Below are 26,481 nucleotides of genomic sequence, written 5' to 3'. Positions count from 1 at the left end.
ACTATAGCAAGTAATGTAGGCATGCGAATATGAAAAATAAGAATAGAGTGGATGAAAGATTACTCATCAGAAACGTGTAAAATATTGCGTTTATGCTGGGAACAGAGGATTACCTTTCATCCCAATCCAAAGTTCGGATGTTTCCAACTGACCAGCGAGATGCAGCAACCAGTCTTCACGGCCTTTGGTTGCCATAACCTGTACACCCATTGGCAAACCTTCTGGTGTCATATGAAGAGGTACACTTATCGCAGGCTGGCCGGTCAGATTTGCAAGCTGGGTGAAAGGTGTATACGTAAGACTGGGCTCAAACATTTCATAAATGAGTTGCTGCTGCTGGGTCTTGTCCAACTCACTAATTCGCATCAGATTACGGATCTGTTCGTCTTGAGGTGTTAATTCTCCAATCTTAGGCGCAGAAAAAGCATTAACGGGTGTGACATAGAAGTCATAACGCTCAAACAAGGTGGACATCTGAGCTGCAGCTACATCCCATTCAGCTAAGCTATGTACAAATTCCGCGGCGGACACCTTTTTTCCAGCTTCAGCCAGAACCCAGGATTCAATCTCCATATCATCGGAGGTCAGAGCCCGACCCATGGATCGTTCCATGGAAGAGATCATCGCGGCCATTTCACCACTGTTCATCATGTAATAATTCTCCATCAACCTAACTCCATTGACTGGACTGAGTTTTTCTTCAACATGATGACCTTGATCTTCCAACCAGCAAACGAGCTTGAGTACAGACTCTTTGGCTTCTACGCTGACGGGTGTACCTACGGGCGAATCGGTTGTGTATGCAATTTTCAGTTTGCGTTGATGTGGATAGCTCATATCTGCCAAGTAACTGCCTGGAAAGAGTGGCGCATGAAATGCAGCTTCAGGCTGTATGACTTGTAAGGTATCAAGCAATGCAGCACTGTCCCGAACCGAGCGAGAGAGGGCAAAATCAATCGATGCGCCTTGCCATTGACGACCAACTCCCGGTCCTACAGGAGTGCGCCCGCGGGTTGGCTTCAATCCAAACAATCCGCTAAAGGAAGCCGGGATACGAATCGAACCGCCTCCGTCACTGGCTCCGGCCAGAGGAACAATACCCGAAGCTACAGCGGCAGCGGCACCACCGCTAGATCCACCTGGAGAGTGATTGATATTCCAGGGATTGCGACTTGGGCCATGGAGGCGGGGCTCCGTAATATTTTTCAAGCCAAATTCGGGCGTATTCGTATGTCCTATGATGATAAAACCCGCATCACGGAGTCGAGTGACAAAATTGGAATTGCGTAATGCGCGATGCTCGCTGAACAGACGGGAGCCTGAAGTGAGAAATTCACCTTCCAAGGATTGCGAGATATCTTTCAGGAGCAGGGGCACACCGGCAAAAGGTTGTTCTCCAGGGCGAACCAAACTGGCTTCCTCCCGTGCACGATTTTCATATGTACGAATAACTGCATTAAGTTGCGGATTCACTTCTTCAAGGCGTGCAAACGCCGCTTCCAGCAATTCAACCGGGGATACTTCCCGGGATCGGATCAGTTCAGCCAAACCTATAGCGTCGTAGGAGGTATATGAGAATGAAGACATTATGATCGTTCCTCTCTGAATATAATTCATCTGTTTATTCCATATGTCATCGTACCACCGGATTAGACAAAAGACAAAACATAGAAGAGACGAAGTGCGATGATATGCATATCCGTTATGAGGTTGGAGGGAAAAGAGGGGAGTATTTGTATTTGCGATATAGAAATAAAGGACAGGGTTAATACCTTATATTGCTAATTGAAAAAATGATCGAGTAACATCGAGAAATGGAAATAAAAAAACCACTGCTCATCTAATTTGATATGCAATGGTTTTATTTTTATATTTGACTATTTGTTTATAGGAGAACCTCGGATATATCCACTTACTCTGTACGCAGCTTCGGTGCAGCATCCGCCGCAGTTGATGATCTTTCCTGCTGTCTGGAAATGGCGAAGAGGGCCACCCAGATTAAAATAAAACCAAGCAACTGCTCCCATGTAATCAGCGTACGGAAAGCGATCCAGTTCACCAACACACCCGCCATCGGGAAGCTAAGTTCTGCGAGTGTTGCAACAGAAGCTTTGGTTGACGACAGACCTTTGTAATACAACAGAAGACTGAGCAAACCTGGTAACAATGCCTGACCGAGAATGTTGAGGATGACAGCGGTCTGTTCACCCGTTCCGGACGGAAACGTCCATGCCGCACCTTCGTTCCACGTCATAAAAATCAGGAGCGGGAGAGCAACGACAAAACGAAGAGAGGTGACGGTTTCGTAACGCGCCTGACCCAGCATCAATCGTCCCATAACGGTTGAACCTCCCCATAAGGCAGCGGCCCCAAGGGATAACAAGCTTCCAGCATGAATCCAGTTGTCCCAGTTACCTAATGGCAATGTGAAGCCAAATGTAAGCAGGTAGGTTCCTGCTAATGCTATGAAGAACAATCCACCGAAGCGACGAGGCAACGTTTCTTTCAATAACAGTTTAGCCAGCACGATAGCGAAGAGTGGTTGCATTTTTTGCAATAATAGAACTGTGTTCGGATCGTTATGTGTTAGTGCCATGGTGAACAACACCGTTGCAAGTGCTGAACCTCCCCATGAGATAAAAATCACGGCAATCCAGTGGCGAGCGCGCAGGTTTTTCAGGTCAGACCGGAATTTCCATAGCACGGGAATGGCAATAAGACTGACGATGATATGTTCCACCAGTACAATCTGCGTGGATGTCATCGTATTTAGCAAAATAATGCGGAAGAGTGGGTCGACCCCCCATAAGGCGGCGCCGAGAACTACAAGCCAGAATCCGGTATTACTTCGTTCCTTGCGGTAAACAGGTGATGCTGCTGATGTCTTTTCCATATTCAGGACTCCTTCGTCAGAACACGGAATCTTCAGTTGGCAAAATCGACAGAAGCCCCCGTTTTGGTATATACCAAATAAACGGGGGCTCATCCAAGGACATGCGTCAGGAAAGAGGCCTTCCCGTGAACGGCATGTCAATGTGTTGATCTTCTCTCATCCGGACTGTACCGTCGGCCTTGGATTCACACCAAGTCAGTCGCTAAATGTCCTTCGTTAAGAACAAATAGCGAGTCGCGGGCTGGTTCCGAAGAACATCACCGCCGGTTGGGAATTGCACCCTACCCCGAAGATCCTATTCAATTATATAGTGTGTTAAACAAGCTGTAACATTAATAAGTTCATCTTATTCCTGTAAGCGCTAGCAGTTCAAGCATTTTTTTTAGAAAACGATTTTCCAGCTTCCTTGCTGTCTGCGAAGAAGCACGATCTGACCTGCGTGATACGCATCATGGAGTACCCAAAGAGCCAGTTCGTGTGCCCATTTCTCTTCGGAGTCCATATATGCGGCTTCAAGATCTGACTCTTCGAGTGCAGCCAATTGATCTCGCAACTGCTGGGCTAATCGAGTTGTACCCTGTAGCAGTGTATTCCAACCAGCTGCATCCGTTGCATCTCCCGGATTCCCAAATGTGTATTCATTGGAGTCTACAGCAGGAAGGGTAGGCTCCTTACTTTGCATGCGACACAATAAGCGATGGTTGTAATAATACATATGGTTAACCAACTGCCAGATGCTTAATCCCCCTGAGGGTGGAATCCAGGCTGCTTGTTCTGCTGTAAGACCCTCCAAGGATTTCGACAAAGGTACAATCCAATTGCATTGATCCCATGTATTATCCTTTTGAATCAGTAACACATCTAATGCTGTTGTTTTCGTCATTGCCGTTTCCTCCTTGAGAATTATTGTGATGTATGATGTAACTAGCTAAAACTGATTAATGAGGTTACACTTAATATAACACATCAAAGGCAGGGTGTAACCACCTTTATTGAATTAAGGTAGTTACATTAAACGGAGGTAGACATGGACAGACTTTGGACCGATTTTGTAAACAGCGATTATCACGACTGGCGTGGGGGAGATCGATCGGAGGACAGACTCGGGAAGGCGAGCTGGCAGCAAGACTTTCTGGATCGATGGCAACTTAACGCTTCTGTCCCTGCATCTCCAGAAGATGAGTTGTCGATGAGAAACTTCAGGAACGAATTGATGGCTCTTGGAGCTCGCTTATCTTCTGGAGCATCATTAACGGATGAAGAGCAACAGTGGCTGAATGGTGTTATGGAAGCAGGGCATTTAAAAAGAACATTGACTACAATTGATCAGGAAATGAAACTCCAACTGGTAGCTATAAAAGCACATTGGCATCAGGTTATGGCTGAGGTAGCTGCTGACTTTGCTACAACTTTGGTGGAGGGAGAAGGGCGTAGGATTCGGATCTGTGATAATTCGGATTGTCGCTGGATGTTCTATGATGTTACCCGAAGCAGAACACAGAAGTACTGTGATGATAAGATGTGCGGCAACCTGATGAAGGTCAGAAGATTTCGGGCGAAACACAAATCCCAAAATTGATAAATACTAACAATAACTATATAATGTATATATACTAGCGAAAAAATAGTCAGAAGCAGTACGGATTCGTAAGCAGGATGTGATCGTCTTTCAAACCAAATTAGATGGGAGATGTGTCTTGTGCGGACAAGTTATCTGTTGAAAAATGGCTGTGTGTTGTCGATGGATGCTCGAATTGGACAGTATAAGAGGGCGGACGTTCTGATTCAGGATTCACTGATCATGGCGATCCAGCCCGACCTGGATATTCCGGGTGCGGAGGTCATTGATGCTTCATCGATGATTATTATGCCTGGGCTGGTGGACACGCATCGGCATATGTGGGAATCCCTTGTCAAAACAGCGGGAACCAACTGGTCGTTACCCGTTTATTTGCAGAATCTCTATTATGGTGCGATGGGGAGCAAGCTCCGTCCAGAAGATAGTTATATTGCCAACCTACTTGGTTCCTTGGAAGCGCTTAATGCAGGAGTTACGACAGTAATGGATTGGAGCATGCCGTATTCCCCTGACCATACGGATGAATTGATTCGTGGACTTCAGGATGCTGGCATTCGGGCGGTATTTGCTCACGGAGTCCCTGGTGAGACCGACTACTGGAATCGGGATAGTCAACTCACGTATTCGAATAATGATGTGAGAAGAGTCAAAGAACGTTATTTTTCATCACGGGATCAATTGCTTACTTATGGGCTTGCCATTCGTGGTCCGGAGTTCAGTCATTGGGATACAACGGTAAAAGAGATCGAGCTAGCACAAGAGTTGGATGCCATCTGTTCCATGCATGCAGGATTTGGCAGTTGGGGATCTGTGGATCGCTCGATTAGTCAATTGTACGAAGCGGGACTGTTAAGTCCACGGGTGAATATCGTTCATGGTAACACCATGGGCATGGATGAATACAAAATGCTGGCAGATAGCGGCGCTTCCTTGTCGGTCACACCTGAGGTTGAAATGATGATGGGTCATGGATATCCGGCCACCGGCTATTTTCTCGAACATGGGGGAACCCCTACACTTGGTGTAGATGTGGTAACGTCCACAGGCGGAGATATGTTCTCGCAGATGAAGTTTGCACTTCAAGCTGAACGATCCAGAGCCAATGAACAACTTTTGCAGCAGGGTGAGATGCCTGGTGAGTTGAACTTGCAGTCCAGCCAAGTACTGAGATTTGCAACTTCGGCTGGTGCCCAAGCATTAGGATTGGAGCAGAAGGTCGGAACGCTGACCCCAGGAAAGGAAGCGGATCTGATCATGATTCGTACCACCGATCTGAATATGTTCCCCGTTCATGATCCAATCGGCGCTGTCGTTCAGTTCGCTAATCCATCCAATGTGGATACCGTGTTTGTGGCAGGTCGCCTTGTGAAGCGAGAGGGTAAGCTGTTGAATGTTGATTTAGATGCGATTCGTCATGCGGCAATGCAGAGCAAAGATTATTTATTATCCCAATACCGGATGTCGGACGCGGAGAGAATTGCTTTTTCATAATTCGCTTTTTCATAAAAGCCAAGAAATATTTACTTCGTATTTTCATATACACCTTTAGCTGTATAAAGAGGAAAGGAAGAGCCATATCATGCGATGTGGCTCTTTTACATGCTTGCATATCGTCGAAATAGACAGGATAACGGAAGAAGAGACAGCGGAAAAAGACGAAAAAAGCTCTCATTCTCGTAACTTCAGATAACAAGGCATTAAGGATATTTTTTATATAAAATAAGGCTTATAAAAACTGCGCATAATATAAATTATACGCAGTTTTGTTTTAAATCGATTTTCATATTCATCCCCGTGCAACAGTTCATGATAATTTTCGCGAAAAAAGAACAAAATAAGAGATCCTTAAAAATAAATTTAACCAAGCAACGCGATAACGTGTAGAATTCGATAGGTTTTTATAGGTGATCGATAAGATAGAACAAATGACTTTTTCATAGAACAGATGGGAAGGCATCCAATCTCTGCTACATCCATAGCACATTCAAGATTCATGACGAGAGGAACATGACTATGCGTGAGAACGAACAACGATCTTCATTATTTCGCAAAAAACCAATTGCCTCCGGGGGCGATAACAACAGTGCATTGAAACGGGCACTCGGTCCGTTGGACTTAACCACACTCGGGGTAGGTGCCATTATTGGAACAGGCATTTTCGTACTGACCGGTGTAGCTGCCGCAACGTATGCCGGACCCGGACTTGTATTATCATTTTTACTGGCAGGTATCATATGTGCATTCGCGGCATTATGTTACTCGGAATTTGCATCAAGCATACCGGCATCGGGTAGTGCGTACACGTATAGTTATACGGCTTTTGGCGAAGTGATTGCCTGGATTCTGGGATGGGATCTAATATTGGAGTATGGATTCGCGAGTGCGGCAGTAGCCAGCGGGTGGTCTGGATATTTCCAGACGTTATTGTCCGGATTCGGATTGGAGTTACCACATGCACTGACGAGTGCGTTCAGCCCGGAAAAGGGAACCTATTTTGATATCACGGCTGCGGTCATTACGTTAATTATCACCTTCCTGCTAACCCGAGGGGTAAAAGAGGCGGCTCGTGCGAACGGCATCATGGTAGCCATTAAAATTATCGTGGTGTTAATCTTTATTGGTGTGGGTGTCTTCTATGTAGAGCCAACCAACTGGCAGCCATTTTTGCCTTTTGGTATCTCAGGTGTAACTGCGGGAGCAGCAACCGTATTCTTTGCTTATATCGGTTTTGATGCGGTCTCCACAGCGGCAGAAGAAGTTAAGCAGCCACAACGGGATTTGCCGATTGGAATTATTGCTTCACTGGCAATCTGTACCGTTCTCTACATTGTTGTATCGTTGATCCTCACAGGGATTGTACCTTATAACATGTTGAATGTAAGTGATCCGGTTGCGTTTGCATTTGAATTTGTTCAACTGAAGGGATTGTCCTGGATTGTATCTCTTGGAGCGATTGCCGGCATTACGACCGTATTACTGGTCATGATGTATGGTCAGACACGTTTGCTCTATTCCATGTCTCGTGACGGACTGCTGTCTCCGGTCTTTTCCAAGGTTAGTGGCAAGAGTCAGACACCAGCGGTAGGAACATGGGTTGCAGGCATTATCGTGGCTTTGTTCTCCGGATTCATCTCGTTGGGACATTTAGCGGAGCTTACGAACATCGGAACGTTGTTTGCTTTTGCAGTTGTAAGTCTGGGCATTATTGTGTTGCGTAAAAATAACCCTGATCTCAAACGCGGATTCCGCGTTCCACTTGTGCCACTGATTCCGATTCTGAGTGCTTTGGGTTGTGTATACCTGATGACACGCCTTGCGGCTCTGACATGGATAACGTTTTTTGCTTGGTTGATCATCGGATTGATTATCTACTTTGCGTATGGACGGCATTACAGTCATCTGAATCCGGCACGCCGGATCTCCAGTGCGTTCAGAGCGAAGGACAAATAGATTAGTTGAGAAGGTCTTTAACCGAGAACATCTTCATTTTTCCTCATTTCGTATCGCTTAGGCGAAGCGGGATGGGGATTTTTTATATAGAAAGATAAAGGATGATAACAGCAGGGGAAGGTTGGAATTTTCTTCATATATGGGTAAGTAATAAGGGACGTAACCAACTTAATCACAGGGGAGGGGTTGCGGCTTAGCCAAATATGAAATATATTTGGGGATGTGACATGCCATCAGACATAAGAGAGGGGATGTATCATGAACACACCATTACATACGAATTCAGATCATCAAAATGTAGCTTTTGGATTTGCACTAGCTGACTCATCCGTACTTGCAGAGGCGCAGTTAATTGTTTCACAATTAGGACGTGAAGACGGATTGCAGTTGGATATTGATCCGCAGCGTCTTCTGAAGGATGGACGTAAGGTATCTGTCATTGCACAACAGTTGGATTCGCCCGTCAATCGTCAGGATGCCAATATCATCTACGGTCAGGAGTTAGCATACGTGCAGTATGCTGTTAACCTGAAACCGGATAGCTCGATCTCCATTGCTTCTATTAAAGGCGTTGAACATTCTGTTGATTTTGGTTGGTCAGAATTTATAGAAGGGGAATACGAACTTCGAATCTCCCTGCATATGAAAACACCACGTATTGCTGAAGGTGCACTCGAACCTGAGCAGATTGCAATGGTTAAGTACGCGCAGGTGATTACCACATTTATATCGCTTTTTCCGGCAGAAGCAGCGTCGTTGAGTTCGCCATCTCAAGCTGTGTGGAGCAGAAACCATCATGTATTTGACTCCTACGGCAGAGGAGGATTCATCCTCGCTGACCTGCCTCGACTCGCTAAGCGTGTGGAGGAACTGATTGGACCAGGTAACCACAATCTGATCGAACAATTTACGGAAGGTGAACTGTCGGATACTTTGCTGGAAGAGGGGCTGATGGCGATTGCCTGGGGCGTGACTCCGTGGTGTTATTCACTCTATTCTGCACCAGATGAGCAGTCGGCTGGAATACTTGCCATGGACAAACTGGGTGATGAACCTGAACGGCAAGGGATCTACCGTATTGATCCGTCCATTCAACAATTAAGTATCGTACCTGCGAATGAACTAGCTTACTGGCCTGCCTGCGTTCAGAACGATTGGCCTGTCATTGATGTGGCGGGTGAAGGCGAGACGTTGCACATGGATTTATATACTCAGATCTGTGAATCCGTGAATGGCCTGCACGAGAATCCATTGCCATCGTTTGTACTTACCCGTAGTCAAGGCAAACCCGAAGCGATCATTCCGCTGATTGACATTGTCATTGTGGATGAAGCGTAGAGCACTGTTCAACTTAGGAAGGTTGTTCTGTCATCGCAGTGCCCGTGTAAATAATCATAGTCAATTTTAACTGAATCGAGGTGACGTAGACAGATGATGACCGAGGAGATTCAGGAGCAATATGCGGACGAGCTAGAAGCTTTTCACATATGGATGAAGGACGCCGGATATACAGGCCATACGGTAAAATCATACACGGGTGACGTGGTGGAATTCCTGGTCTCCATTCAAGGAAAGTCACTGGAGCAGGTCAAAAAGCTGCATGTATTGTCTTTTCTGTCACGTGCGCGGGAGCGTGGGGTTAGTGATGCCACGAGAAATCGCAAACATGCGGCGGTGAACTGTTTTTACAAGTCCCTCATTGAACTCGAATTGTTAACGAATAATCCGGCTTTTGGGATTAAGAAATCCAAAACCGAGAAAAACCGCGCGCCCGTTTTCCTTGATGAAAGTGGTTTGACACGTTTTCTGGAGTCGGTAGATGGGAAGTATCGCACACGTAATCTGGCTGTTTTTCTACTGATGGGATATATGGGATTACGGGTCGGAGAAGTGCATGCGTTGGATTGCAAAGACTATAATGCGGAGCGGCGTACATTGGATGTATTTGGTAAAGGTCGTAAATGGCGCTCGCTCCCTGTACCGGAGACCGTGGCAAAAGTATTATCTCAAGCGATGGCTGAGCGTCTCGATCCTTGGAGGCCAAAAGAGGAAGCGTTATTTGTCTCGCAAAAAGGGAAAAGACTGTCTATTCGCAGTATCCAGCTCATATCTACGGAAACGTTTGAACGCTTCCAGCAGGAATCACCAGCCAATCAACGTCAAAACTACTCCAGTCATAAGCTGCGTCACTCCTTCGCGACCATGATGTTACGGCGTGGAGCCGACTTGCGTACGGTGCAGGAACTGCTTGGTCACGCGTCGATTCAAACAACAACCGTGTACACACACGTCACCAGCAGGGAGAAAGAAGAGGCTATGGCTCTGCTGGACGTTAAACTTCCGTCATATTAGAAGTGAATAGCTAATATTTAACACAAAAAGGAGTCTGTCCAAGTGACAGGCTTTTTTTGTTATTGATTTGATGGTGGAGATTTGAACATAATTAATATTATGTAAACTGATTATCTGATAACTAAATAGGCATATAAATAGAAGCCAAACAAAAGAACCATTTGTTCTTCTCTCTGGAAGAACAAATGGTTCTTTTGGCTAGCGCGGATATCTTAATTCACAACGTTTAACATGCTAAATCGTTCACACCATGAATGGTTGCGTGTTTTGTGGCAGGATTATTCCAATCCAGCGATCTGTTCTTTTAATTTGTTAGCAGATGCCTGGAAAGCCACTTTCTCGGATTCATTCAGCGGAAGAGGCAGAATCTCGCGCACACCGTTGCGATCGACAACACATGGAACACCCAGATAAACATCCGATACACCATTGTAGTCTTCAAGGTAAGTGGATACGTTCAGAACGGAGCCTTCGTTGCCGAGAATTGCAGCTACAATGCGGTCTAGAGCAAGGGCGATTGCATAGGAAGTCGCTCCTTTGGCATTAATAATCTCATACGCTGCATTTTTGGTACGGTCAAAAATATCCCGCTGTGTTTCTTCATCCAATTCCAGATCTGTTCCTGCAACGTTAGCCAGGCTCCATACGGGTACTTCGGAATCTCCATGCTCACCAATAATGTGTGCGTGAATACTACGCGGGTCGATCCCTTTGTTCTTACCAATCAGGTAACGGAAACGTGCGCTATCGAGCAATGTACCTGAACCGATGACACGGGAAGCAGGCCATCCGCTTTGTTTCCATGAAGTATAGGACAAAATATCTACAGGATTGGTTGCAATCAGCAAAATACCATGAGAATTCACTTCAGTAATACGCTCTATAATATCTTTGAAAATGCTTGCATTTTTCTTCAGCAGATCAATCCGGGTTTCACCTGGCTTCTGGGAAGCACCAGCTGTAATAATAATGATATCTGCATCTTTGCAGTCGGAATAATCGCCAGCCCATACTTTCACGCCACCCGTAAACGGAAGACCGTGGTTCATATCCAGCATTTCGCCGGTTGCTTTATCATGATTCACATCCACAAATACCAACTCGGACGAACGCTGTCTCAACATTAGCGTGTATCCCGTTGTTGTTCCCACCGCACCCATGCCTACAATCACGACACGACTTGGTTTCAATGCTGCACTATTTGTCATGTTCATATCCACTCCTTTTGGGTTATACTCCCATCCATATTAAGGGATCAGAGAATATAAAGCGAGTGTTGTCTATAAAATAGTTCACATTTCATGTCTTTTTACTAATTATTCCGTCGAAAAACAGTTTAGGATGAAATTAATGGTAATAAATGTACGACCTATAGCCCAGAGTATGAGTTGGAAAAAGGGAACGGGCCAACCAAGAGTAGGCAATGAGCCTTTTACATAAGGTTTGTGTTAGAATAGGAGCAGTGGATTCTGATGAATCGTAAATATAACGCCATAGGACAGGCATGCGCGCCTGTATATTGGATGAGAGAGGTGGAACCCACTTGCGTTCGCAATGGATCAAAATCGCGCAGACAGCATTGCTGTCTATAGGTATAGCAGCCTTACTCGCTGCATGCACCGACTCAGATCAACCTCCGGTAGCAGAACCTCCGCAGCAGCAAGAGGACGCCGGGAATACAGGGCAGACATTAACTGTTGTTCCCCCTGTAAACAGTACAGAATCTGCAGATATGGCCAAGTACCAGATACAGACCCGATTAACCGATTTTCAGTTGCTCAATGACAACGGGGGATTGGCGTGGGGTGTGACGCGGAATGCGCTGCGCCTGTACTACACTCAGGATCAGGGAAAGACCTGGACCAATATTTCACCTTCGGAAAATGTACAGTTTCCGGCTAACCCTAAATATGGACAAAGCATTTATTTTGTAGATCGTGCACATGGTTGGATTGTTCGTGAAGGTATGGGTGGAACAGATACCATGGTGCTTCGCACCAACAATGGGGGCGTAACTTGGAGCCTGTCCTCTCTGTCCAAGACGGATAAAGTGACTGCGATCTCATTTGTATCTCCTGAAAAAGGATGGATTCTCACCACGGACGATACCGCTATTGGTAAACAGGATAAGAAACTTTACTTTACCGAGGACGGTGGAATTACCTGGAATCGGATGTCATCCAGTGATGAAGATGGCAAACAGGAAGCAGAAGAGATTTCCAAACGTGGATACACCACGGGGATGACTTTCTCGGATCCAAAACATGGTTTCTTAACAGCGCTGGAGTTCGGCACACCGAAGTTGTATGTAACATCAGACGGCGGAGAGAACTGGAATACTGGGCCATCCTTCTTTGATCGAAACAAATTTAACGGGTGTGGTAATTTCAGTGTTAGTTCACCACAATTTTTTGGACGTGAAGTGCAATCAGCCTGGATGTCCATGTCCTGTTCTCAAGGAGAGAGCACGACCTTTAATGGATTCTTTACCACCGATGGTGGAAAGAGCTGGAAGCTGTCCAATTTTACTTTAAACAAACAAACGGGTCCGAATCGTAACCTTTCACCAGTATTTCTGAACGCATCGGAAGGTTGGGCGATGCAAAAGGGCATAACCTACCACACCAAGGATGCGGGCAAAACGTGGAGTGCACTTCCAGCAAGCAGTGTACTGGAGAAAATTCTCGAAGATTATCCGGAAATTGTGAAGATTCAGATGGTTAACCCCAAGCTAGGCTGGATATTGGTTGAAAATACAGATGCCAAAAGATCGTTGTTATTGCAAACGGTAGATGGCGGTGTACATTGGAAAGTACTATAAACGTAGAGTGTTATCGTTGTGAATAGATAAGAGAAAGGAGAGGAGCCTAAGGGTTCCTTTTCTTTTTTTGTTTAGTTTGTGAAATAAATCACAAATAAATCCACTAGAAGGTGATATATTTAACTCAACAAGAGAAGGAGTGATGAAGATGAGAACCAACGGTCAAACTCAATTCACGCAGGCGGATGAATTAACCAGATACATGCTTCAATTATGCTACACATGTGACGATGCCAATCGTTGTACAACAGAGGATGCAGTGAAGGCTTGCATGGCAGAACACGCACAGGCAGACCAACCCGAACCAGCTGAAGGTGGAGATGTAACTCGCGGGTATATGGACTTGATGTACGCATAGTAATCAAAACTGATCACAAAAAGCTGATATATCAACGTTTTGCCCCCAACAGGGGGCTTTCTTTTTTTGAAAACAACTGAAAAAATCACATTTCCACAGCGCACTCATATTTAACACTTCACAGTACAATGCTCAAAGAGGAAAATTAGTTTACATACTTTCCATAATCCGGCACGGCAATGCGGTCAAATTCATTAACCAGTTTTCTCAGGCTTGTTGTTAGTAATTCACCAGACATCGGTAGTCCATGACCAGTTACAGCAATCAATGGCTTTAAACTCTCAAGTTTAACAACAGATTGCTTTGCAGCTTCCCAATCTGTTGTTAAATAGCGAGGGGGTCCACTTATCTCTAATTCCTGATTTAATACTTTATACATATACTCTTGTTTTACAGTAGCAAAGGCGTCACCTGCGATTAACGCTCCGTCACTTTCCCTAAACAACGAAACATGACCTGGAGAATGTCCTGGGGTATGAATCCATCTAAATCCTGGCATATGGGGTACACTTCCGTTCGCGGGTAACGTTTGTACATGACTTCCAAGGTTTATTGGTTCATTGGGAAAGGATGGCGACATCTTCGCTACCAAACCACCTTCAACCGTAGGGTCTGGTTCCGGGTATTTTTTTACCCCTGTGAGGAAGGGGAGCTCTAGCGGATGTGCATAAACCGGAACTCCCCAGTGTTCTACGAGTTCGATCACCCCTCCGACATGATCAAAATGTCCATGGGTCAAAATTACCGCTTTGGGCCGGCTGTTTGCACCGAAACGTTCCTCAATGACAGAAATTATTTCATTTGCTGACTTTGGCATTCCGGCATCTACTAAAACGAACTCGTCAGATTTCGGGTTACCCACTAAACAGATATTTACAATTTGGATAGTGTAGCAAAATAAATCAGGTAATATTTCAGTCCCTACACCACTTCCAACTGAAGTTACCGGGACAAACTTATAATCTGTACCGTAATTCAATTCTTCTTTCATTAGCTCATCCTCCTTAACGTTGTTGAATTGACTTGCTGTAGTATACCCAGAAGTTTAAAATTATCCGACTTTCCGTAGCCTCCGCAGATGGATATATACAGTAAAAAACTGTCAATGGACAAGAGTACCGCCTTGCATTCATGTCGCTTTACAAGCAGATCTCTGGTGGAAACAATGGGAAACTGCAAATGATATAGTACCAACCATTGGTTAATCATACATCTACATAAAATCAGTGATGATCTAGATGCTACAGCTAGTAATTAAATTGAAAAGAAACGATTGCTGATAGTTAAATCAAATAGAGGGATGAACTTTTCCCTCTATTGATACTTAGTTTGTCTAGAGACAAAATTATATCGCTTCCAAAAACCATTCCTTACAAAATAGGTATTTTATTACTTATGAATATGTATCTCCGGAACATGGAACTATAGTTCTGGTGGGAAATAAAATATGAAGGAGCTGTTATGATGGGAATATTAAGTGGTAATCCAAAAAATGAACCTATGCATTATGGTGAAATTTTCAGCGTATGGCAATGTTCAATGGTCGCTAAGGGTGCTCTTTCCTTTTACCAAGCATTTTCTAATCATGCAGGAGATAAAGATTTGAAAAAAACATTGGAAGCACTGATTGATCAAGCTAAACTTGAGATTAAAGAGTGTGACACCCTCCTCACTGATAACGGAATTGCTCCAACGCCAGTTTTACCTGAAAGACCTCCAGTAAAACTGGAAGACATTCCTGTTGGTGCAAGGTTTACAGATCCGGAGATAGCTGCAAAAATTGCGTCTGATACTTCGATGGGATTAGTTGCTTGTAGTCAAGTTATGGGCCAATCCATTAGAGAAGATATTGGAGCCTTATTTGCGAAATATCACGTTACTAAAACCGCTTTAGGCCTTCGTATTCTCCAAATGAGTAAAGAAAAAGGCTGGCTTATTCCTCCGCCTCTTCAAGTGAAAAGACCGGAAGCTGTCGGGGTTTAAAAATTTATAAAAATCCCTGCTGACGATAAAAGTTAGCAGGGATTTTTATATTTTAAAATAAATTATGGTGCTGGATTAATAAGTAACCACTTATTGTTGAGGATTAGAAACTGAGATAGGAAGCAATAAATCAGCTTGTACAACTACAAACGTATGTCAGCGAAAAGATAGTAAGATGGATCTGATATACGCTTAGCCTATATTCACGGAGAACGCACCTACGGGAGGGTTTTTTTTGATTTGGAGTGAAATGTATGCGCTTTTAAATGTACTTCGCAAATATTGCAGCACAGGTTATTATATAAATAATTAAGGTGATTTTCTCAAAATGTGGAATTGATTTAAGCCACCACTATCGGACCGTAAACTATCAACCTATGTGAATGCGTTGGCAAATGCGGGATTTGCCATTGAGTAATTGATTGAGGAATCTGATGAAGGATTAAAGCAAATGCAAAACGATGATTTTGCCAATAAAGCAAAGATGCTCCCTATAACCTTTGTGGTAAAGGCACGAAAACTATAGTAGATAATAAGGGGGTAGCCAATGAAGATTAATCAAAAATATTACTATGTTAACAAAGCAGTTACTTGTTTTCTGTCACTCGCTTTAATCATTATGACATGTGCGGTACCTGCGCACGCTGAGGTAGAGAAGGTGGAGACTACGCCCTCCAGGATTGCGTTGTCTTCACTAGAGGAAACGATTGATTCATATATGGCTACGAATCAGAAGAACACCGCTGCCGTTTCGGTTGTAGCTATCAAGAACGGTGAGACTATTGTAAATAAGGCCTATGGATACGCAGATCTTGAGCAACAGAGAAAGGCAGACACCTCTACTGTATTTGAATGGGGTTCAACTTCTAAACTATTGGTCTGGACGAGTGTTATGCAGCTTGTAGAACAGGGAAAGCTTGATTTGGATACCGATATTCAGGACTATTTACCAGAAGGTTTTCTAAAGAAGCTTGAATATGATGCTCCCATTACCCTAATGAACCTTATGCATCATAACGCAGGATGGGAGGATAGATTGATCGATTTATGGTATTCATCCGAGAGTGATATTGTGGAATTAGGTGAAGCTTTACAAAATTTGAACCAAGGCAGATCGATAAACCTGGGAGTGTTGTTGCTTATTCAAACTATGGTACGGCTATGGCTGCTTACATCGTTGAATTACAGAGCGGACAACCCTTTAATAAATATGTAAATGAACATATATTTAAACCGCTGAATATGAAAGAAACTTCGATTCACCCGTCACAGCATGATAATCTAAACGTCTTGAAAAAGAGAAATGAGATTCAAGGATACACCACGAGTCTGAAACTCATCCCTAAGAACAGAGCATACATAAGCTTATACCCTGCGGGGGCCGCCATTGGTACAGCAGAGGATGCAGCTAAATTTCTCGCAGCCTTAATGCCGGTGGATCATAGCAATTTATTATTCACGAACAAGGAAACGTTAGACGAGATGCTGTCAACCAGTCTATATTACGATGGGACTTCTACTCCTCGTATTGCACATGGTTTCTTTGAAGTAGAGTACTGGGTGCCTGTACTGGAACACGCTGGAAGTACGGCGGGATTTACAAGTAAATTTGTTTTTGATCCGGAGTCTAATTTTGGATTCGTGGTCATGACAAACCAGTCAAATGAAATGGCTTATAACATTGGTCTTGTCCAGAAGGTGTTTGGAAGTAGCTTCAGTACAAATTCGGTTACATCTGAGAGTGGAGGATATTATCTGCCTGCGCGACGGGTCGTTTCCGGTTTTACGAAGGCGTATTCAATGTTAAGTCTGCAGAAGTATACCACATTTGACCTTAGTAATTTTGCAAATGCTGTTGAGCGTAATGGCACTGTTGAGAAGGTTTCTATGTCTTATAATGACTTTTTGCCCATATCCAATTTAACGATATACTTGATCAAAGCATCTTTCATTGCTCTTGCAGTAGCCATCCTGCTCAGTTTGAGAGCTATAATTGGCTATTTTATTCGGTTATCCAAATACAAATTAAAAAACTGGGAAAGACCCGGCACAGGATTTGATAAATATCATATTGCCATTAATATTGCCAGTCTGGCATTCATTTTGAATACGATCCTATTATTCATGCGCGCCTTAGGCTTTGCCCCTTATTCTTCGTTACGCATACATCTCATTTTAAACCTGCTTTATGTAATTCTAGCTGTGGCGTACCTTGTCTTGATGTTCTACAAACTGCTGAAGAGAAGTTACAGTAACAAGCAAAAGGCGGTATACATCATGTCTGGCATGTCGGCTTTCCTATTTGCTGCTTTTATTATGGGATGGGATTTGTACTTTTAGAGCGAAATTATCGACGAGAACATGATCAAAAGGGCATGTAATTGTAGAAAGGATAAAACTATGAACATTCAAGATCTCCCAATTGAAATAAAAGAACATATAGGGAAAGTTCAGAAAATCACTTTTCCTAAGCAGGGTCATACTTCTACTGTGGCTATACTGGATACGTTTGACCAAAAGTACATCATCAAGAAGACAGAAAACGATCTATATAATGAATGGTTATCCGATGAATATAAGGTGCTTCAATACCTTCATCATTCGGGACTCCCTGTTCCAAAGGTATATTCATTTCATACGGAGGACACATCGAGATGGCTTCTGATGGATTATATTAACGGAATAAGTTTAAGAGAATTTCTCGCTAAGATGCCTGACCTCCAAAGTAAAGAAAAAGCGATTTTTAACTTTGGGCTTTGTTTAAAGAAAATACATGAATGCTCTTGTCCCATTGAATTATTGAACAATGACAGTCCCTGGTTAGATACAATGCTTAACAAAGCAGAATATAATCTAAATCATTTTGCTGTAGACGGATCAGCAGAACTACTTCAACAGTTGAAAGAAGCAAGACCAAAACCAATAGAGAACACTTTCATTCATGGAGATTTTACTATAGATAATGTGCTAGTTAATGATTGCAATATTGTTGGAGTTATTGACTGGGCAGGTGCCGCTTATGGCGATCCAAGATATGATGTAGCATTAGCCATTAGACCAAAACCTAATGCGTTTGATAATGAAAGAGATAAAGTAATATTTTATAAGGGGTATGGAAAGTTAAGAGTCACGGATGAAGAGTACAATTATTTTGAAGACGGGATATATAACTTCTTTTAGTGTGTTTTTGTTTTTATATTACGTTCTTCAAATGCATATCCAATCTCTTTAGAAGGAGTCGAAAAAATGAGCCCTCCAAAACACATCTTATCTGCCGCTGCAATCGTGATAAACGACAAAAATGAATTATTACTTATTAGAGGGCCGCGAAGAGGATGGGAAATGCCAGGTGGTCAAGTAGAAGAAGGAGAATCTCTTAGTCAAGCTGCAATTAGAGAGACGAAAGAAGAATCTGGCATCGACATTGAAATCATCAAGTTTTGTGGAATATTTCAGAATATCGAAAATTCAATATGTAACACATTATTTCTAGCAAGACCGATAGGCGGGGAATTAACGACATCATCTGAGAGTTTAGACTCTGGTTTCTTTCCAATTGAAAAAGCGATTTTAAAAGTCGAATGGAAAAACTTCAGAGAAAGAATAGAGTATTGCTTGAACCCTGAGATGCAACCTTTTTGCATTGAGTTCAGTGATAAGAATAATATTTAATGTTTCCGGAAATGAGATTACATATTTCAACGAGGGTAACAAGTGATGTTCTGGATGTAGTGTATAAAGGGAGGTTAACAGATGGACAAGAACAGTGTTTATGAAACAAACAGCTTCTATTGGAATACAAAAGGGAATGACTTTTTGAGAGCGATCGTGCTTCCACATTATGGAGCGTTTATCTCAGAAGAAAAACACCAACTTTTTGGTGATGTCTCAGGATTAAAGATGTTAGAGATGGGCTGTGGAGATGGTCAATCCTTGCAGTATCATGGAGACCACAAAGCTGGCGAGCTATGGGGTATGGATATATCCCAGAAACAGATAGAAAAGACACAACAACACTTGAGTACACACGGTATTTCGGCAACATTGATATGTTCACCTATGGAAGAGGAATGTGGTATTCCTACGAATTATTTTGACGCTGTGTATTCGATTTACGCCATAGGTTGGACCACTGATCTTCAAGGTACTTTCAGCCGAATCGCTTCTTATTTAAAGAAAGATGGCATTTTTATTTTCAGTTGGTCTCATCCAATTCATAGATGTGTTGTTGAAGAAAATGATAGATTTATCTTTAATAAGCCATATTCTGATGAATCATGGTATGCGGTATCTCCTGATTTTGTTCAGGGTGAACTAACTTTAGCGGATCGTCAAATATCAACCTATATCAATGCATTGGCGAAAGCGGAATTTGTCATTGAACAAATGATCGAGGAATCCGATGAGGATCTCATGCAATTACTTGATAATAGCGATAATCTCCTTAAAAGAGCGAAGATGTTACCTGTTACCTTTGTGATTAAAGCAAGAAAACGATGATTAAATGAAGTGAATCGGAGAGCGGACTATCAAATTTTATTTTAACTAAAGGAGCTAGTTATGAGAAAATTACCGCTATTTATAGTGACGGGCGCAAGTGGAACAGGAAAAACAACGATCTCTTCGTTTGTTCGCAAGCAGCTTCCCGAATTTGACGTCTTTGATATGGATATCATCGATAATGTGGATTGGCAGATTGCCAAAGAGAATTGGTTGAGGATTGCGTATAGCATATCCCTAAGTGGACGAGGGACTGTTCTATGTGGAACGATGGTGCCGGAAAACATTGCATTGTCAGATTACATAGATCGATTTGATCGAATTCTATATATGAATTTGCATTGTGACGACGTTACTCGCGAGACGCGTTTAAGAGCTCGTGGGTGGGATGAAAACTCGATCGAAGATCACAAGAATTTTGCAAATTGGCTACTCCAAAATTCGAAAACTGCATTTGACCCGCCAATGCAAACAATTGATACGACAGAGCTTACAGCAGTGGGAGTAGCTGAACAAATTAAAAAATGGGTTTTAAAGAACTGGTGCGAGGAATGAACATCTAAAAGACATCTTGATGAGACGAAGGAGGTCACGAATTGTTTCTCAATGTATTACTTTGGTTGATTATTCTCTGGGTGATCTCCTTTTATTTCAGTTTTCCTAAGAAAGATCGCATGTACACAGTCAATGTACCAAGCACATATTACATTCAATCTTCAAATCGGTTGGATATTCAGAAAAACTACGAATGTGCTGCATTTTCCAGTGCGTTCGTCTTGAGACATTTCGGTTTGGAGTCCAACGGAACTAAGCTTTATGAGACCTATCCTCGCAAATTACTAGATGGAACCGTATACCCCAAAGCAGTTGTTGTTTTTTTCAGGAAACTAGGATATCAGGCAATGTACTTACGTGGAAATGTGAATACGTTGAAGAAACAGATCAGCCAAGGGGTGCCTGTTATTTTATTTATTAGAGTACATGCCAAACAACGTTATTTGCATTTTGTTCCCGTCGTTGGTTATGATGAAACGCATTTTTACTTGGCAGAATCGTTAGATCACAAGATTAATTGTGATGAAGAGTATTACAACCGAAAAATCAGCATAAGTGAACTCAACACGGTATGGGGGTCATGGTTACCCTTTTGTCAAAACTCATATATCGTCGTACATCCGAAGCAGACTTAAGAAGTCCCGCTCAAGGGAAAGGTATTTACTTTGAACGAACGAATTGGCATTATTCGAAAAATCTGCATGGTTAAAACATGAAACTCATGCCCAATTGGCATGAGTTTTTCTGTGAACAAATCTCCTCACGTAAACAAGCTCGCTTTAATCGATGGTTATGAAGTATAGATAAAACGTATGGGCAGTTGCTACCGAATTTATAGTTTTTCTTATAAATCAGATAAGCTTTTTAATTAAATTGGTTGTTCGTCCACGCATCTATTCATCTACATACGTACGTTAAACTATGTCCATAGGGAGGTGTCCACACGGTGAGTCATTCAGAAGTGAAAAAACGTATGAAGAGAAAAAAGGCAACATTACATCCATGTAAAGTTAAAAGAAAAGACCGCCGATTGAAAGTCGTTAAAAAGTTCGTTCAAGTAAAATGTCCGCCTCCAGAGGTGAACATATCTACCCCTACTGTCGTTGGCCCAACAGGACCACAAGGTATACAAGGCGTACAGGGCGTACAGGGTATTCCAGGTAAACAAGGGGCAGAAGGGCCGCCTGGAGCCCAAGGACCAGCGGGGGGGCCACCTGGACCACAAGGACCTCAGGGACAGCCTGGTCCTGCTGGAGCGGTAGGCTCTCAAGGTCCGGTCGGACCTGCTGGACCCATGGGAGCACAGGGGATTCCGGGAGAAGCAGGGGCTGTAGGGCCACAAGGTCCGCAAGGTAATCCAGGCCCTGCCGGAGCGATTGGACCTCAAGGTTTTCCTGGCCCCGCTGGAGCAGTTGGGCCGACGGGTGCGACAGGAGCAGCAGGTCCGGCAGGCGCAGCCGGTGCAGCAGGAGCGGTAGGTCCCGCTGGAACAGTAGGTCCGGCAGGCCCAGCCGGTGCAACAGGAGCGGTAGGTCCTGCTGGAGCAGTAGGCCCGGCAGGCCCAGCCGGTGCAACAGGAGCGGTGGGTCCTGCTGGAGCAGTAGGCCCGACAGGAGCGACAGGAGTAGCTGGTCCTGCTGGGGCAACAGGATCTACAGGTGCAACAGGAGCATCCGGAAGCGTGCTGGGATTCGCTGACTTTTTCGCACTGATGCCACCTGATAATGCAGCAACGGTTGCTCCCGGTACGGATGTAAGCTTTCCTCAGGATGGGCCAACAAGTGGAACAACTATCGCCCGCACGGGGCCTAGTTCATTCAATCTAGCAGCCATTGGTACGTATCAGATTTTATTCCAGGTGAGTATCAATGAAGCAGGTCAATTAATCTTAACTCTCAATGGGGCAGACTTGGCTCCTACTGTAGTTGGGCGAGCAACGGGAACGTCTCAGATTGTTGATATGGCTTTGGTGCAGACAACCGTGATTAATTCTATTCTGACCGTGCGGAACCCGGCTGGTAATGCTACAGCATTAACAATCACGCCACTTGCGGGCGGAACTAGACCTGTATCCGCACATCTTGTGATCACACAATTAGCATGAGTCCGTTAACAGGCTAGCAAACTTTTCTCAACTTTATTAAATATGCATCCACAACGGTAACATGGGTTTGCTTGAACTGAGATAGCAGTGTTTTACCTGAGGCTGTTATCTCAGTTGGAGCGGATAATGGTACAGGAGTAACTACATATCGGATACTCTTTTTGTTTTGTGAGGAATGGTGAAAACGTCACTGTATGGCAAGCAACATGTTTTAGTCGAATCTGAACGTAATATCGATTATGCCTATCATATTCAGAAGGAAACATTCCTGGATGAGAAAGGGCTGCAAGCTGAAAAAGATGATCTGGCTATCTATCGTGCATCGTTTATGCTGACAAAAGAGGGACAGGTCAATCAGGTTATATTGTTGGATCATCGATTTGCAACAACCTTTAAGTAAAACAGGGCTGCTAGTTAAGCAATGTATTAGATAATGAAATAGTACTTATTTTCGTATGAAACAACCCTTCGGTATTCTGCCGGAGGGTTTTCCCTTCGAACCCGTTCGATTTCAATCCCGATAACAAGTTCCTTGTTTACGTGCATATACATTACAGGAGACGGGTCAAGACTCCGGCTGTCCTAAGTTGTATGAACGGAGGGAGAGACATGGGCATTGAATCATCCTGGATGTTTGATTTGTTTGGAACCGTCTTTCCGGTTGTATTTGTTCTGATTATAGGTATAGTCCTTCTGTCGATGGGAAAGGAGGTATGGAAGTGGGGACGCAACAACTCGGAGCCGCTATTGACCGTGCCTTCACGAATCACCAGCAGACGGATGAAGATGAGTCAGTCGCAATCTGAACCGGGCAGTACAGCACGAACGTTATACTACGTCACCTTTGAAGTAGAAAGTGGAGATCGGCTTGAATTCAAAGTCGATGGCGAAGAGTATGGTTTGTGCGCTGAGGGGGATGAAGGACGGCTCTCGTTCAAAGGAACGCGTTATGTAGGTTTCGAGCGATATAATCGCGTATATTCTGAACGCCTACGGGGTTAAACTGAGCAGCTTGCGCCAGGATGGCGTGAGCTTTTTTTGATTAATTACTGGACAAGCGTTTCTTAATGGGCCTAACGTGTTTTTATATAAGAAGAGGCTTAATAAGATTATGATCGAAGGATCATTACCATAGAGGAGGCAAACAATATGTCATTTACAGATCAGGTCGTTGTTGTAACCGGTGCTGCTCAAGGGATAGGACGAAGTGTGGCTGAGGCTTATGCGGTCGCTGGAGCCAAAGTTGTACTTGCCGATCACAAGGAAGCCGAGGGTGCGGCAGCCGCAGCTTCCATTCGTAATGAAGGCGGAGAAGCCATCTTTGTTCAATGTGATGTTCGGAGCGAGCAGGATATTACGAATCTTTTTCGTACAACCGTGGAAGAATTCAAGCAAATTGATGTTTTGGTGAATAATGCGGGACTCGCCAAGTGGAAGTCACCCTATGAGCTGACGCTGGAAGAATGGGACGATGTACTCAATACCAATGTGAGAAGTTGCTTTTTGGCGAGTCGGGAAGCAGCCAAACATATGAAAAGCAATGAACACGGGGGTGCCATTATCAACATGGCTTCTACCCGTGCGCTGATGTCTGAGCCGGATACCGAAGCTTATGCCGCATCCAAAGGGGCGATTGTAGCTCTGACACATGCGCTGGCGGTCTCACTGGGCAAGGACCAAATTCGGGTCAATTGTATCAGTCCGGGATGGATTGAGACAGGTGACGTGGAGAAATTGAAAAAGGAGGATCATGAACAGCATCCCTCCGGTCGTGTAGGTGTTCCTTCGGATATCTCCCGTGCTTGTCTATATTTGTCTGATCCAAGCAATACCTTTGTCACAGGGACCAACCTCGTTATTGATGGAGGCATGACCCGAAAAATGATATATGAGGACTAGAACCGGGATTAAGCCGGGCGAGCCCTAAGCTGTCCCAACTTAAGAGTAATAAGCCCAAGTTAAGCACTTGGGCTTATTTGTTTTTAATAACTCGGTTGCTATAATAAATGTGATTTTACAACAGTAGAAGAATGGAGGGAGTATATGTTCGGGAAACAATCCCGGAAGGTATTTTGGCTGTTATTGCTGATCGGAGGGATGATAATGATAGGGAATGAGTCACCTGCTGAAGCTGACGGCGCAGATATACGGGCGGCCTGGGTATGGCAGGCACAGTCTGTTAGCAACGGAGATGAGCTGTTGGCCAATGCAGCTAAACATAAGATAAACAGGCTGTACGTGAATGTAGACATGTCGCTGCCCAAGGAGGTATACCAGACGTTTATAGCCAAAGCAAGCCGTGCGGGTATTGCGGTTGAAGCGCTGGGAGGCGATCCATCTTGGGCGCTCAGTGGCCGTGAAGGCCCCATGCTAAGATTAGCGTCGTGGGTAAGTGATTACAATCAAGCTGCTGAGACCAACGAGCAATTTGATGCCATACATCTGGATATCAAGCCCTATGTGTTACCAGCCTGGAAAGAAGATGCCAAGCCACTGGTACAATCCTGGGTAGCCAATATGAATCTGTTATTTGAGCAAGTGAGACAGGATGGCGCAATTGCAGTGAATATTGACCTGCCATTTTGGCTGGATTCCTATACCGTCACAGGAAATAGAATCTCTGAGGATGCAGATAACGAACCATTGTCACGTTGGTTCATTGAACGAGTGGAGCATGTCACTTTACTCGCTTACCGTGATAACGCGCAAGGGAACAATGGTATTATACGTTTAATTGAACAGGAAATGAACTGGGCCGATGCCAGCAATGTGAGCGTCACCGTTGGGTTGAACACCAAGCCAATGCCTGGCGAGGAATTCACGACTTTTGCCGGTAAAGGTGCAGCGCAGCTGGAAAGCGTTATTGAAGAAGTTGCCTCCGCATTCAGTGAACATACATCTTACGTCGGTTCTGCTGTACATGACATCGTATACTGGGGACAACTGGAGCCGTCAGAACTGCCATCACCGGAGATTCCATCCAATCAGCCAGAGATTCGGGGAACGTATATCTGGGAGGCCTCTCAGGTGACGAATGACGGGGGAGATCACATACTAGCGTTTGCTAGAGAGCAGAATATTAACTGGTTGTATGTGCGGTTAGATCTGGATCAACCCTATTCCAGTTACCGCAGTTTTGTGAAACGGGCAAAAGCAGAGGGCATCGAGATCCATGCGATGGGTGGACACCCCATCTGGGGCAAGAAGGAGAACCGTCCACGCATTAAGCGCTTGATTGATTATGTGAAAAACTATAATGCGGAATCCGAGCCGGATGAACGATTTGAAGGCATCCATCTGGATATTGAGCCTTACACCTTGCCGGAGTGGGAGAATAGTCGGGACACCCTTCTGACCGAATGGGCTGCCAACATTACATTTTTCCAGGAAGAAACGAAGAAGGACAGTGATCTCGAAACAAGTGCAGACCTTGCTGTATGGCTGGATACCTTCCCGTTGCCGGGAAAAGACATGTCTGTGACAGAGTTCATGATTGATACACTTGATCATGTGTCGATGATGGCATTCCGTAATCAGGCCGAAGGGTCCAATGGCATTGCTGCTGTTGTGAGTCAGGAGATGGAGATTGCAGATCGTCTGGGAAAAAGGTTGATGATTTCGGTAGAAATGAAGCAGAACCACGAAGGTCCTCATATTTCTTTTTATGAGAAAGGGGCAGCGGAGATGGAACTTCAGCTTGCCAAGCTTCCGGATCTGCTGGCCGAACATCAGGCTTACCAGGGCAATATTGTACATGCCTATGATTATTGGATTGAAGCCAAGCCTTAAACAGGCGAGTATTATAAGAAATAACTTGCTTCGGAACTTCACCTTGGGTGAGGTTCCGGGCTTTTTTTTATGGAAAAAAGATGGAATCGTGTCACCG

25 protein-coding genes, 1 pseudogene and 1 riboswitch are annotated in these 26,481 nt (G+C 44.1%); of the genes and pseudogenes, 21 read left to right on the top strand and 5 right to left on the bottom strand.

Translation table 11 applies throughout. The features are described 5' to 3' along the window. Positions 1 to 90: 90 nt before the first annotated feature. The 3 genes from F0220_RS17480 to F0220_RS17470 all read right to left on the bottom strand — a co-directional run bounded on the left by F0220_RS17480 (position 91) and on the right by F0220_RS17470 (position 3,776). Complete coding sequence (locus tag F0220_RS17480) at positions 91 to 1,587, bottom strand: amidase (protein WP_105599093.1); 1,497 nt, start codon at positions 1,585 to 1,587, stop codon at positions 91 to 93. A gap of 325 nt (positions 1,588 to 1,912) precedes the next feature. Next, positions 1,913 to 2,893 carry a DMT family transporter gene (locus F0220_RS17475; RefSeq protein WP_074095439.1) on the bottom strand — a complete coding sequence of 327 codons (981 nt, stop codon included), beginning with the start codon at positions 2,891 to 2,893 and terminating at the stop codon, positions 1,913 to 1,915. A gap of 144 nt (positions 2,894 to 3,037) precedes the next feature. After that, positions 3,038 to 3,191: riboswitch (FMN riboswitch) on the bottom strand. A gap of 84 nt (positions 3,192 to 3,275) precedes the next feature. Next, on the bottom strand, positions 3,276 to 3,776 hold the full coding sequence (locus F0220_RS17470; RefSeq protein WP_105599092.1) for a DinB family protein: 501 nt from the start codon (positions 3,774 to 3,776) through the stop codon (positions 3,276 to 3,278). 144 nt (positions 3,777 to 3,920) lie between these two features. Between F0220_RS17470 and F0220_RS17465 the strand changes: the two genes are divergently transcribed. The 5 genes from F0220_RS17465 (at position 3,921) to F0220_RS17445 (ending at position 10,274) form a co-directional block, all read left to right on the top strand. Continuing rightward, positions 3,921 to 4,472: a CGNR zinc finger domain-containing protein gene (locus tag F0220_RS17465; RefSeq protein ID WP_105599091.1), complete on the top strand. Its 552-nt coding sequence runs from the start codon at positions 3,921 to 3,923 to the stop codon at positions 4,470 to 4,472. A gap of 120 nt (positions 4,473 to 4,592) precedes the next feature. After that, positions 4,593 to 5,963 carry an amidohydrolase family protein gene (locus tag F0220_RS17460; RefSeq protein ID WP_373419891.1) on the top strand — a complete coding sequence of 457 codons (1,371 nt, stop codon included), beginning with the start codon at positions 4,593 to 4,595 and terminating at the stop codon, positions 5,961 to 5,963. Positions 5,964 to 6,485: 522 nt separating this feature from the next. Continuing rightward, positions 6,486 to 7,922 (top strand): branched-chain amino acid transporter BcaP, encoded by a 1,437-nt coding sequence (locus F0220_RS17455; protein ID WP_223199722.1) that lies wholly within the window; start codon positions 6,486 to 6,488, stop codon positions 7,920 to 7,922. A 258-nt stretch (positions 7,923 to 8,180) separates the two neighbouring features. Beyond that, positions 8,181 to 9,260, top strand: a complete 1,080-nt coding sequence (locus tag F0220_RS17450) for a hypothetical protein (RefSeq protein ID WP_105599090.1) — start codon at positions 8,181 to 8,183, stop codon at positions 9,258 to 9,260. A gap of 93 nt (positions 9,261 to 9,353) precedes the next feature. After that, positions 9,354 to 10,274, top strand: a complete 921-nt coding sequence (locus F0220_RS17445) for a tyrosine-type recombinase/integrase (RefSeq protein ID WP_091019582.1) — start codon at positions 9,354 to 9,356, stop codon at positions 10,272 to 10,274. Between the two features lie 278 nt (positions 10,275 to 10,552). On the opposite strand, the gene F0220_RS17440 is transcribed toward F0220_RS17445, so the two are convergent. Further along, the gene (locus tag F0220_RS17440; RefSeq protein WP_091019581.1) at positions 10,553 to 11,482 is read right to left on the bottom strand and encodes an L-lactate dehydrogenase; all 930 of its coding nucleotides are present in this window, start codon (positions 11,480 to 11,482) and stop codon (positions 10,553 to 10,555) included. A gap of 335 nt (positions 11,483 to 11,817) precedes the next feature. Here F0220_RS17440 and F0220_RS17435 point away from each other — a divergent pair, with 335 nt between their 5' ends. Then, positions 11,818 to 13,095 carry a WD40/YVTN/BNR-like repeat-containing protein gene (locus tag F0220_RS17435; RefSeq protein WP_181155452.1) on the top strand — a complete coding sequence of 426 codons (1,278 nt, stop codon included), beginning with the start codon at positions 11,818 to 11,820 and terminating at the stop codon, positions 13,093 to 13,095. Between the two features lie 148 nt (positions 13,096 to 13,243). Next, on the top strand, positions 13,244 to 13,453 hold the full coding sequence (locus F0220_RS17430; RefSeq protein WP_017688124.1) for a hypothetical protein: 210 nt from the start codon (positions 13,244 to 13,246) through the stop codon (positions 13,451 to 13,453). A gap of 145 nt (positions 13,454 to 13,598) precedes the next feature. Here the strand turns inward: F0220_RS17430 and F0220_RS17425 are convergent, their stop codons facing one another. Further along, on the bottom strand, positions 13,599 to 14,444 hold the full coding sequence (locus F0220_RS17425; RefSeq protein ID WP_105599088.1) for an MBL fold metallo-hydrolase: 846 nt from the start codon (positions 14,442 to 14,444) through the stop codon (positions 13,599 to 13,601). A gap of 473 nt (positions 14,445 to 14,917) precedes the next feature. On the opposite strand from F0220_RS17425, the gene F0220_RS17420 reads away from it, so the two are divergent. The 14 genes and pseudogenes from F0220_RS17420 (at position 14,918) to F0220_RS17355 (ending at position 26,384) form a co-directional block, all read left to right on the top strand. Next, complete coding sequence (locus F0220_RS17420) at positions 14,918 to 15,436, top strand: DUF3231 family protein (protein ID WP_105599087.1); 519 nt, start codon at positions 14,918 to 14,920, stop codon at positions 15,434 to 15,436. 352 nt (positions 15,437 to 15,788) lie between these two features. After that, positions 15,789 to 15,962: pseudogene (locus F0220_RS32975) on the top strand (class I SAM-dependent methyltransferase); the annotation flags it as partial. A gap of 21 nt (positions 15,963 to 15,983) precedes the next feature. Then, on the top strand, positions 15,984 to 16,652 hold the full coding sequence (locus tag F0220_RS33250) for a serine hydrolase domain-containing protein (protein WP_105599086.1): 669 nt from the start codon (positions 15,984 to 15,986) through the stop codon (positions 16,650 to 16,652). Then, entirely contained in the window at positions 16,598 to 17,776 is a 1,179-nt protein-coding gene (locus F0220_RS17405; protein WP_258170226.1) for a serine hydrolase domain-containing protein, read from the top strand. Before F0220_RS33250 ends, F0220_RS17405 begins: the two co-directional genes overlap by 55 nt. 60 nt (positions 17,777 to 17,836) lie before the next feature. After that, positions 17,837 to 18,616, top strand: a complete 780-nt coding sequence (locus F0220_RS17400) for a phosphotransferase family protein (protein ID WP_188310486.1) — start codon at positions 17,837 to 17,839, stop codon at positions 18,614 to 18,616. Positions 18,617 to 18,682: 66 nt separating this feature from the next. After that, positions 18,683 to 19,108: an NUDIX hydrolase gene (locus F0220_RS17395; RefSeq protein ID WP_105599083.1), complete on the top strand. Its 426-nt coding sequence runs from the start codon at positions 18,683 to 18,685 to the stop codon at positions 19,106 to 19,108. Positions 19,109 to 19,189: 81 nt separating this feature from the next. After that, the gene (locus F0220_RS17390) at positions 19,190 to 19,936 is read left to right on the top strand and encodes a class I SAM-dependent methyltransferase (protein ID WP_149846711.1); all 747 of its coding nucleotides are present in this window, start codon (positions 19,190 to 19,192) and stop codon (positions 19,934 to 19,936) included. A gap of 60 nt (positions 19,937 to 19,996) precedes the next feature. Then, the gene (locus F0220_RS17385; protein WP_149846710.1) at positions 19,997 to 20,491 is read left to right on the top strand and encodes an AAA family ATPase; all 495 of its coding nucleotides are present in this window, start codon (positions 19,997 to 19,999) and stop codon (positions 20,489 to 20,491) included. A 41-nt stretch (positions 20,492 to 20,532) separates the two neighbouring features. Continuing rightward, positions 20,533 to 21,126 (top strand): C39 family peptidase, encoded by a 594-nt coding sequence (locus tag F0220_RS17380; protein ID WP_149846709.1) that lies wholly within the window; start codon positions 20,533 to 20,535, stop codon positions 21,124 to 21,126. 311 nt (positions 21,127 to 21,437) lie between these two features. After that, a complete protein-coding gene (locus F0220_RS17375) occupies positions 21,438 to 22,595 on the top strand; it encodes a collagen-like protein (RefSeq protein ID WP_149846708.1) in 1,158 nt (385 codons plus the stop codon). Positions 22,596 to 22,770: 175 nt separating this feature from the next. After that, positions 22,771 to 22,995, top strand: a complete 225-nt coding sequence (locus F0220_RS17370; RefSeq protein WP_091019561.1) for a hypothetical protein — start codon at positions 22,771 to 22,773, stop codon at positions 22,993 to 22,995. 209 nt (positions 22,996 to 23,204) lie between these two features. Next, on the top strand, positions 23,205 to 23,597 hold the full coding sequence (locus F0220_RS17365) for a DUF2500 domain-containing protein (RefSeq protein ID WP_105599077.1): 393 nt from the start codon (positions 23,205 to 23,207) through the stop codon (positions 23,595 to 23,597). A 147-nt stretch (positions 23,598 to 23,744) separates the two neighbouring features. Continuing rightward, the gene (locus F0220_RS17360; RefSeq protein ID WP_076250310.1) at positions 23,745 to 24,494 is read left to right on the top strand and encodes a glucose 1-dehydrogenase; all 750 of its coding nucleotides are present in this window, start codon (positions 23,745 to 23,747) and stop codon (positions 24,492 to 24,494) included. A gap of 204 nt (positions 24,495 to 24,698) precedes the next feature. Beyond that, entirely contained in the window at positions 24,699 to 26,384 is a 1,686-nt protein-coding gene (locus F0220_RS17355; RefSeq protein ID WP_146117076.1) for a hypothetical protein, read from the top strand. Positions 26,385 to 26,481: the final 97 nt, after the last annotated feature.

The organism is Paenibacillus sp. 37, assembly GCF_008386395.1.
GTDB classification, from domain to species: domain Bacteria; phylum Bacillota; class Bacilli; order Paenibacillales; family Paenibacillaceae; genus Paenibacillus; species Paenibacillus amylolyticus_B.
Note: the sequence above shows the minus strand (reverse complement) of the source record. Positions and strands in the feature narration are given on the sequence as shown.

Bases quoted from the DNA above. Each gene is read 5' to 3' on its own strand.
- F0220_RS17480 (WP_105599093.1), bottom strand. From the start codon at position 1,587: ATGTCTTCATTCTCATATACCTCCTACGACGCTATAGGTTTGGCTGAA.
- F0220_RS17475 (WP_074095439.1), bottom strand. From the start codon at position 2,893: ATGGAAAAGACATCAGCAGCATCACCTGTTTACCGCAAGGAACGAAGT.
- F0220_RS17470 (WP_105599092.1), bottom strand. From the start codon at position 3,776: ATGACGAAAACAACAGCATTAGATGTGTTACTGATTCAAAAGGATAAT.
- F0220_RS17465 (WP_105599091.1), top strand. From the start codon at position 3,921: ATGGACAGACTTTGGACCGATTTTGTAAACAGCGATTATCACGACTGG.
- F0220_RS17455 (WP_223199722.1), top strand. From the start codon at position 6,486: ATGCGTGAGAACGAACAACGATCTTCATTATTTCGCAAAAAACCAATT.
- F0220_RS17450 (WP_105599090.1), top strand. From the start codon at position 8,181: ATGAACACACCATTACATACGAATTCAGATCATCAAAATGTAGCTTTT.
- F0220_RS17445 (WP_091019582.1), top strand. From the start codon at position 9,354: ATGATGACCGAGGAGATTCAGGAGCAATATGCGGACGAGCTAGAAGCT.
- F0220_RS17440 (WP_091019581.1), bottom strand. From the start codon at position 11,482: ATGACAAATAGTGCAGCATTGAAACCAAGTCGTGTCGTGATTGTAGGC.
- F0220_RS17430 (WP_017688124.1), top strand. From the start codon at position 13,244: ATGAGAACCAACGGTCAAACTCAATTCACGCAGGCGGATGAATTAACC.
- F0220_RS17425 (WP_105599088.1), bottom strand. From the start codon at position 14,444: ATGAAAGAAGAATTGAATTACGGTACAGATTATAAGTTTGTCCCGGTA.
- F0220_RS17420 (WP_105599087.1), top strand. From the start codon at position 14,918: ATGGGAATATTAAGTGGTAATCCAAAAAATGAACCTATGCATTATGGT.
- F0220_RS33250 (WP_105599086.1), top strand. From the start codon at position 15,984: ATGAAGATTAATCAAAAATATTACTATGTTAACAAAGCAGTTACTTGT.
- F0220_RS17405 (WP_258170226.1), top strand. From the start codon at position 16,598: ATGGCTGCTTACATCGTTGAATTACAGAGCGGACAACCCTTTAATAAA.
- F0220_RS17400 (WP_188310486.1), top strand. From the start codon at position 17,837: ATGAACATTCAAGATCTCCCAATTGAAATAAAAGAACATATAGGGAAA.
- F0220_RS17395 (WP_105599083.1), top strand. From the start codon at position 18,683: ATGAGCCCTCCAAAACACATCTTATCTGCCGCTGCAATCGTGATAAAC.
- F0220_RS17390 (WP_149846711.1), top strand. From the start codon at position 19,190: ATGGACAAGAACAGTGTTTATGAAACAAACAGCTTCTATTGGAATACA.
- F0220_RS17385 (WP_149846710.1), top strand. From the start codon at position 19,997: ATGAGAAAATTACCGCTATTTATAGTGACGGGCGCAAGTGGAACAGGA.
- F0220_RS17370 (WP_091019561.1), top strand. From the start codon at position 22,771: ATGGTGAAAACGTCACTGTATGGCAAGCAACATGTTTTAGTCGAATCT.
- F0220_RS17365 (WP_105599077.1), top strand. From the start codon at position 23,205: ATGGGCATTGAATCATCCTGGATGTTTGATTTGTTTGGAACCGTCTTT.
- F0220_RS17360 (WP_076250310.1), top strand. From the start codon at position 23,745: ATGTCATTTACAGATCAGGTCGTTGTTGTAACCGGTGCTGCTCAAGGG.
- F0220_RS17355 (WP_146117076.1), top strand. From the start codon at position 24,699: ATGATAGGGAATGAGTCACCTGCTGAAGCTGACGGCGCAGATATACGG.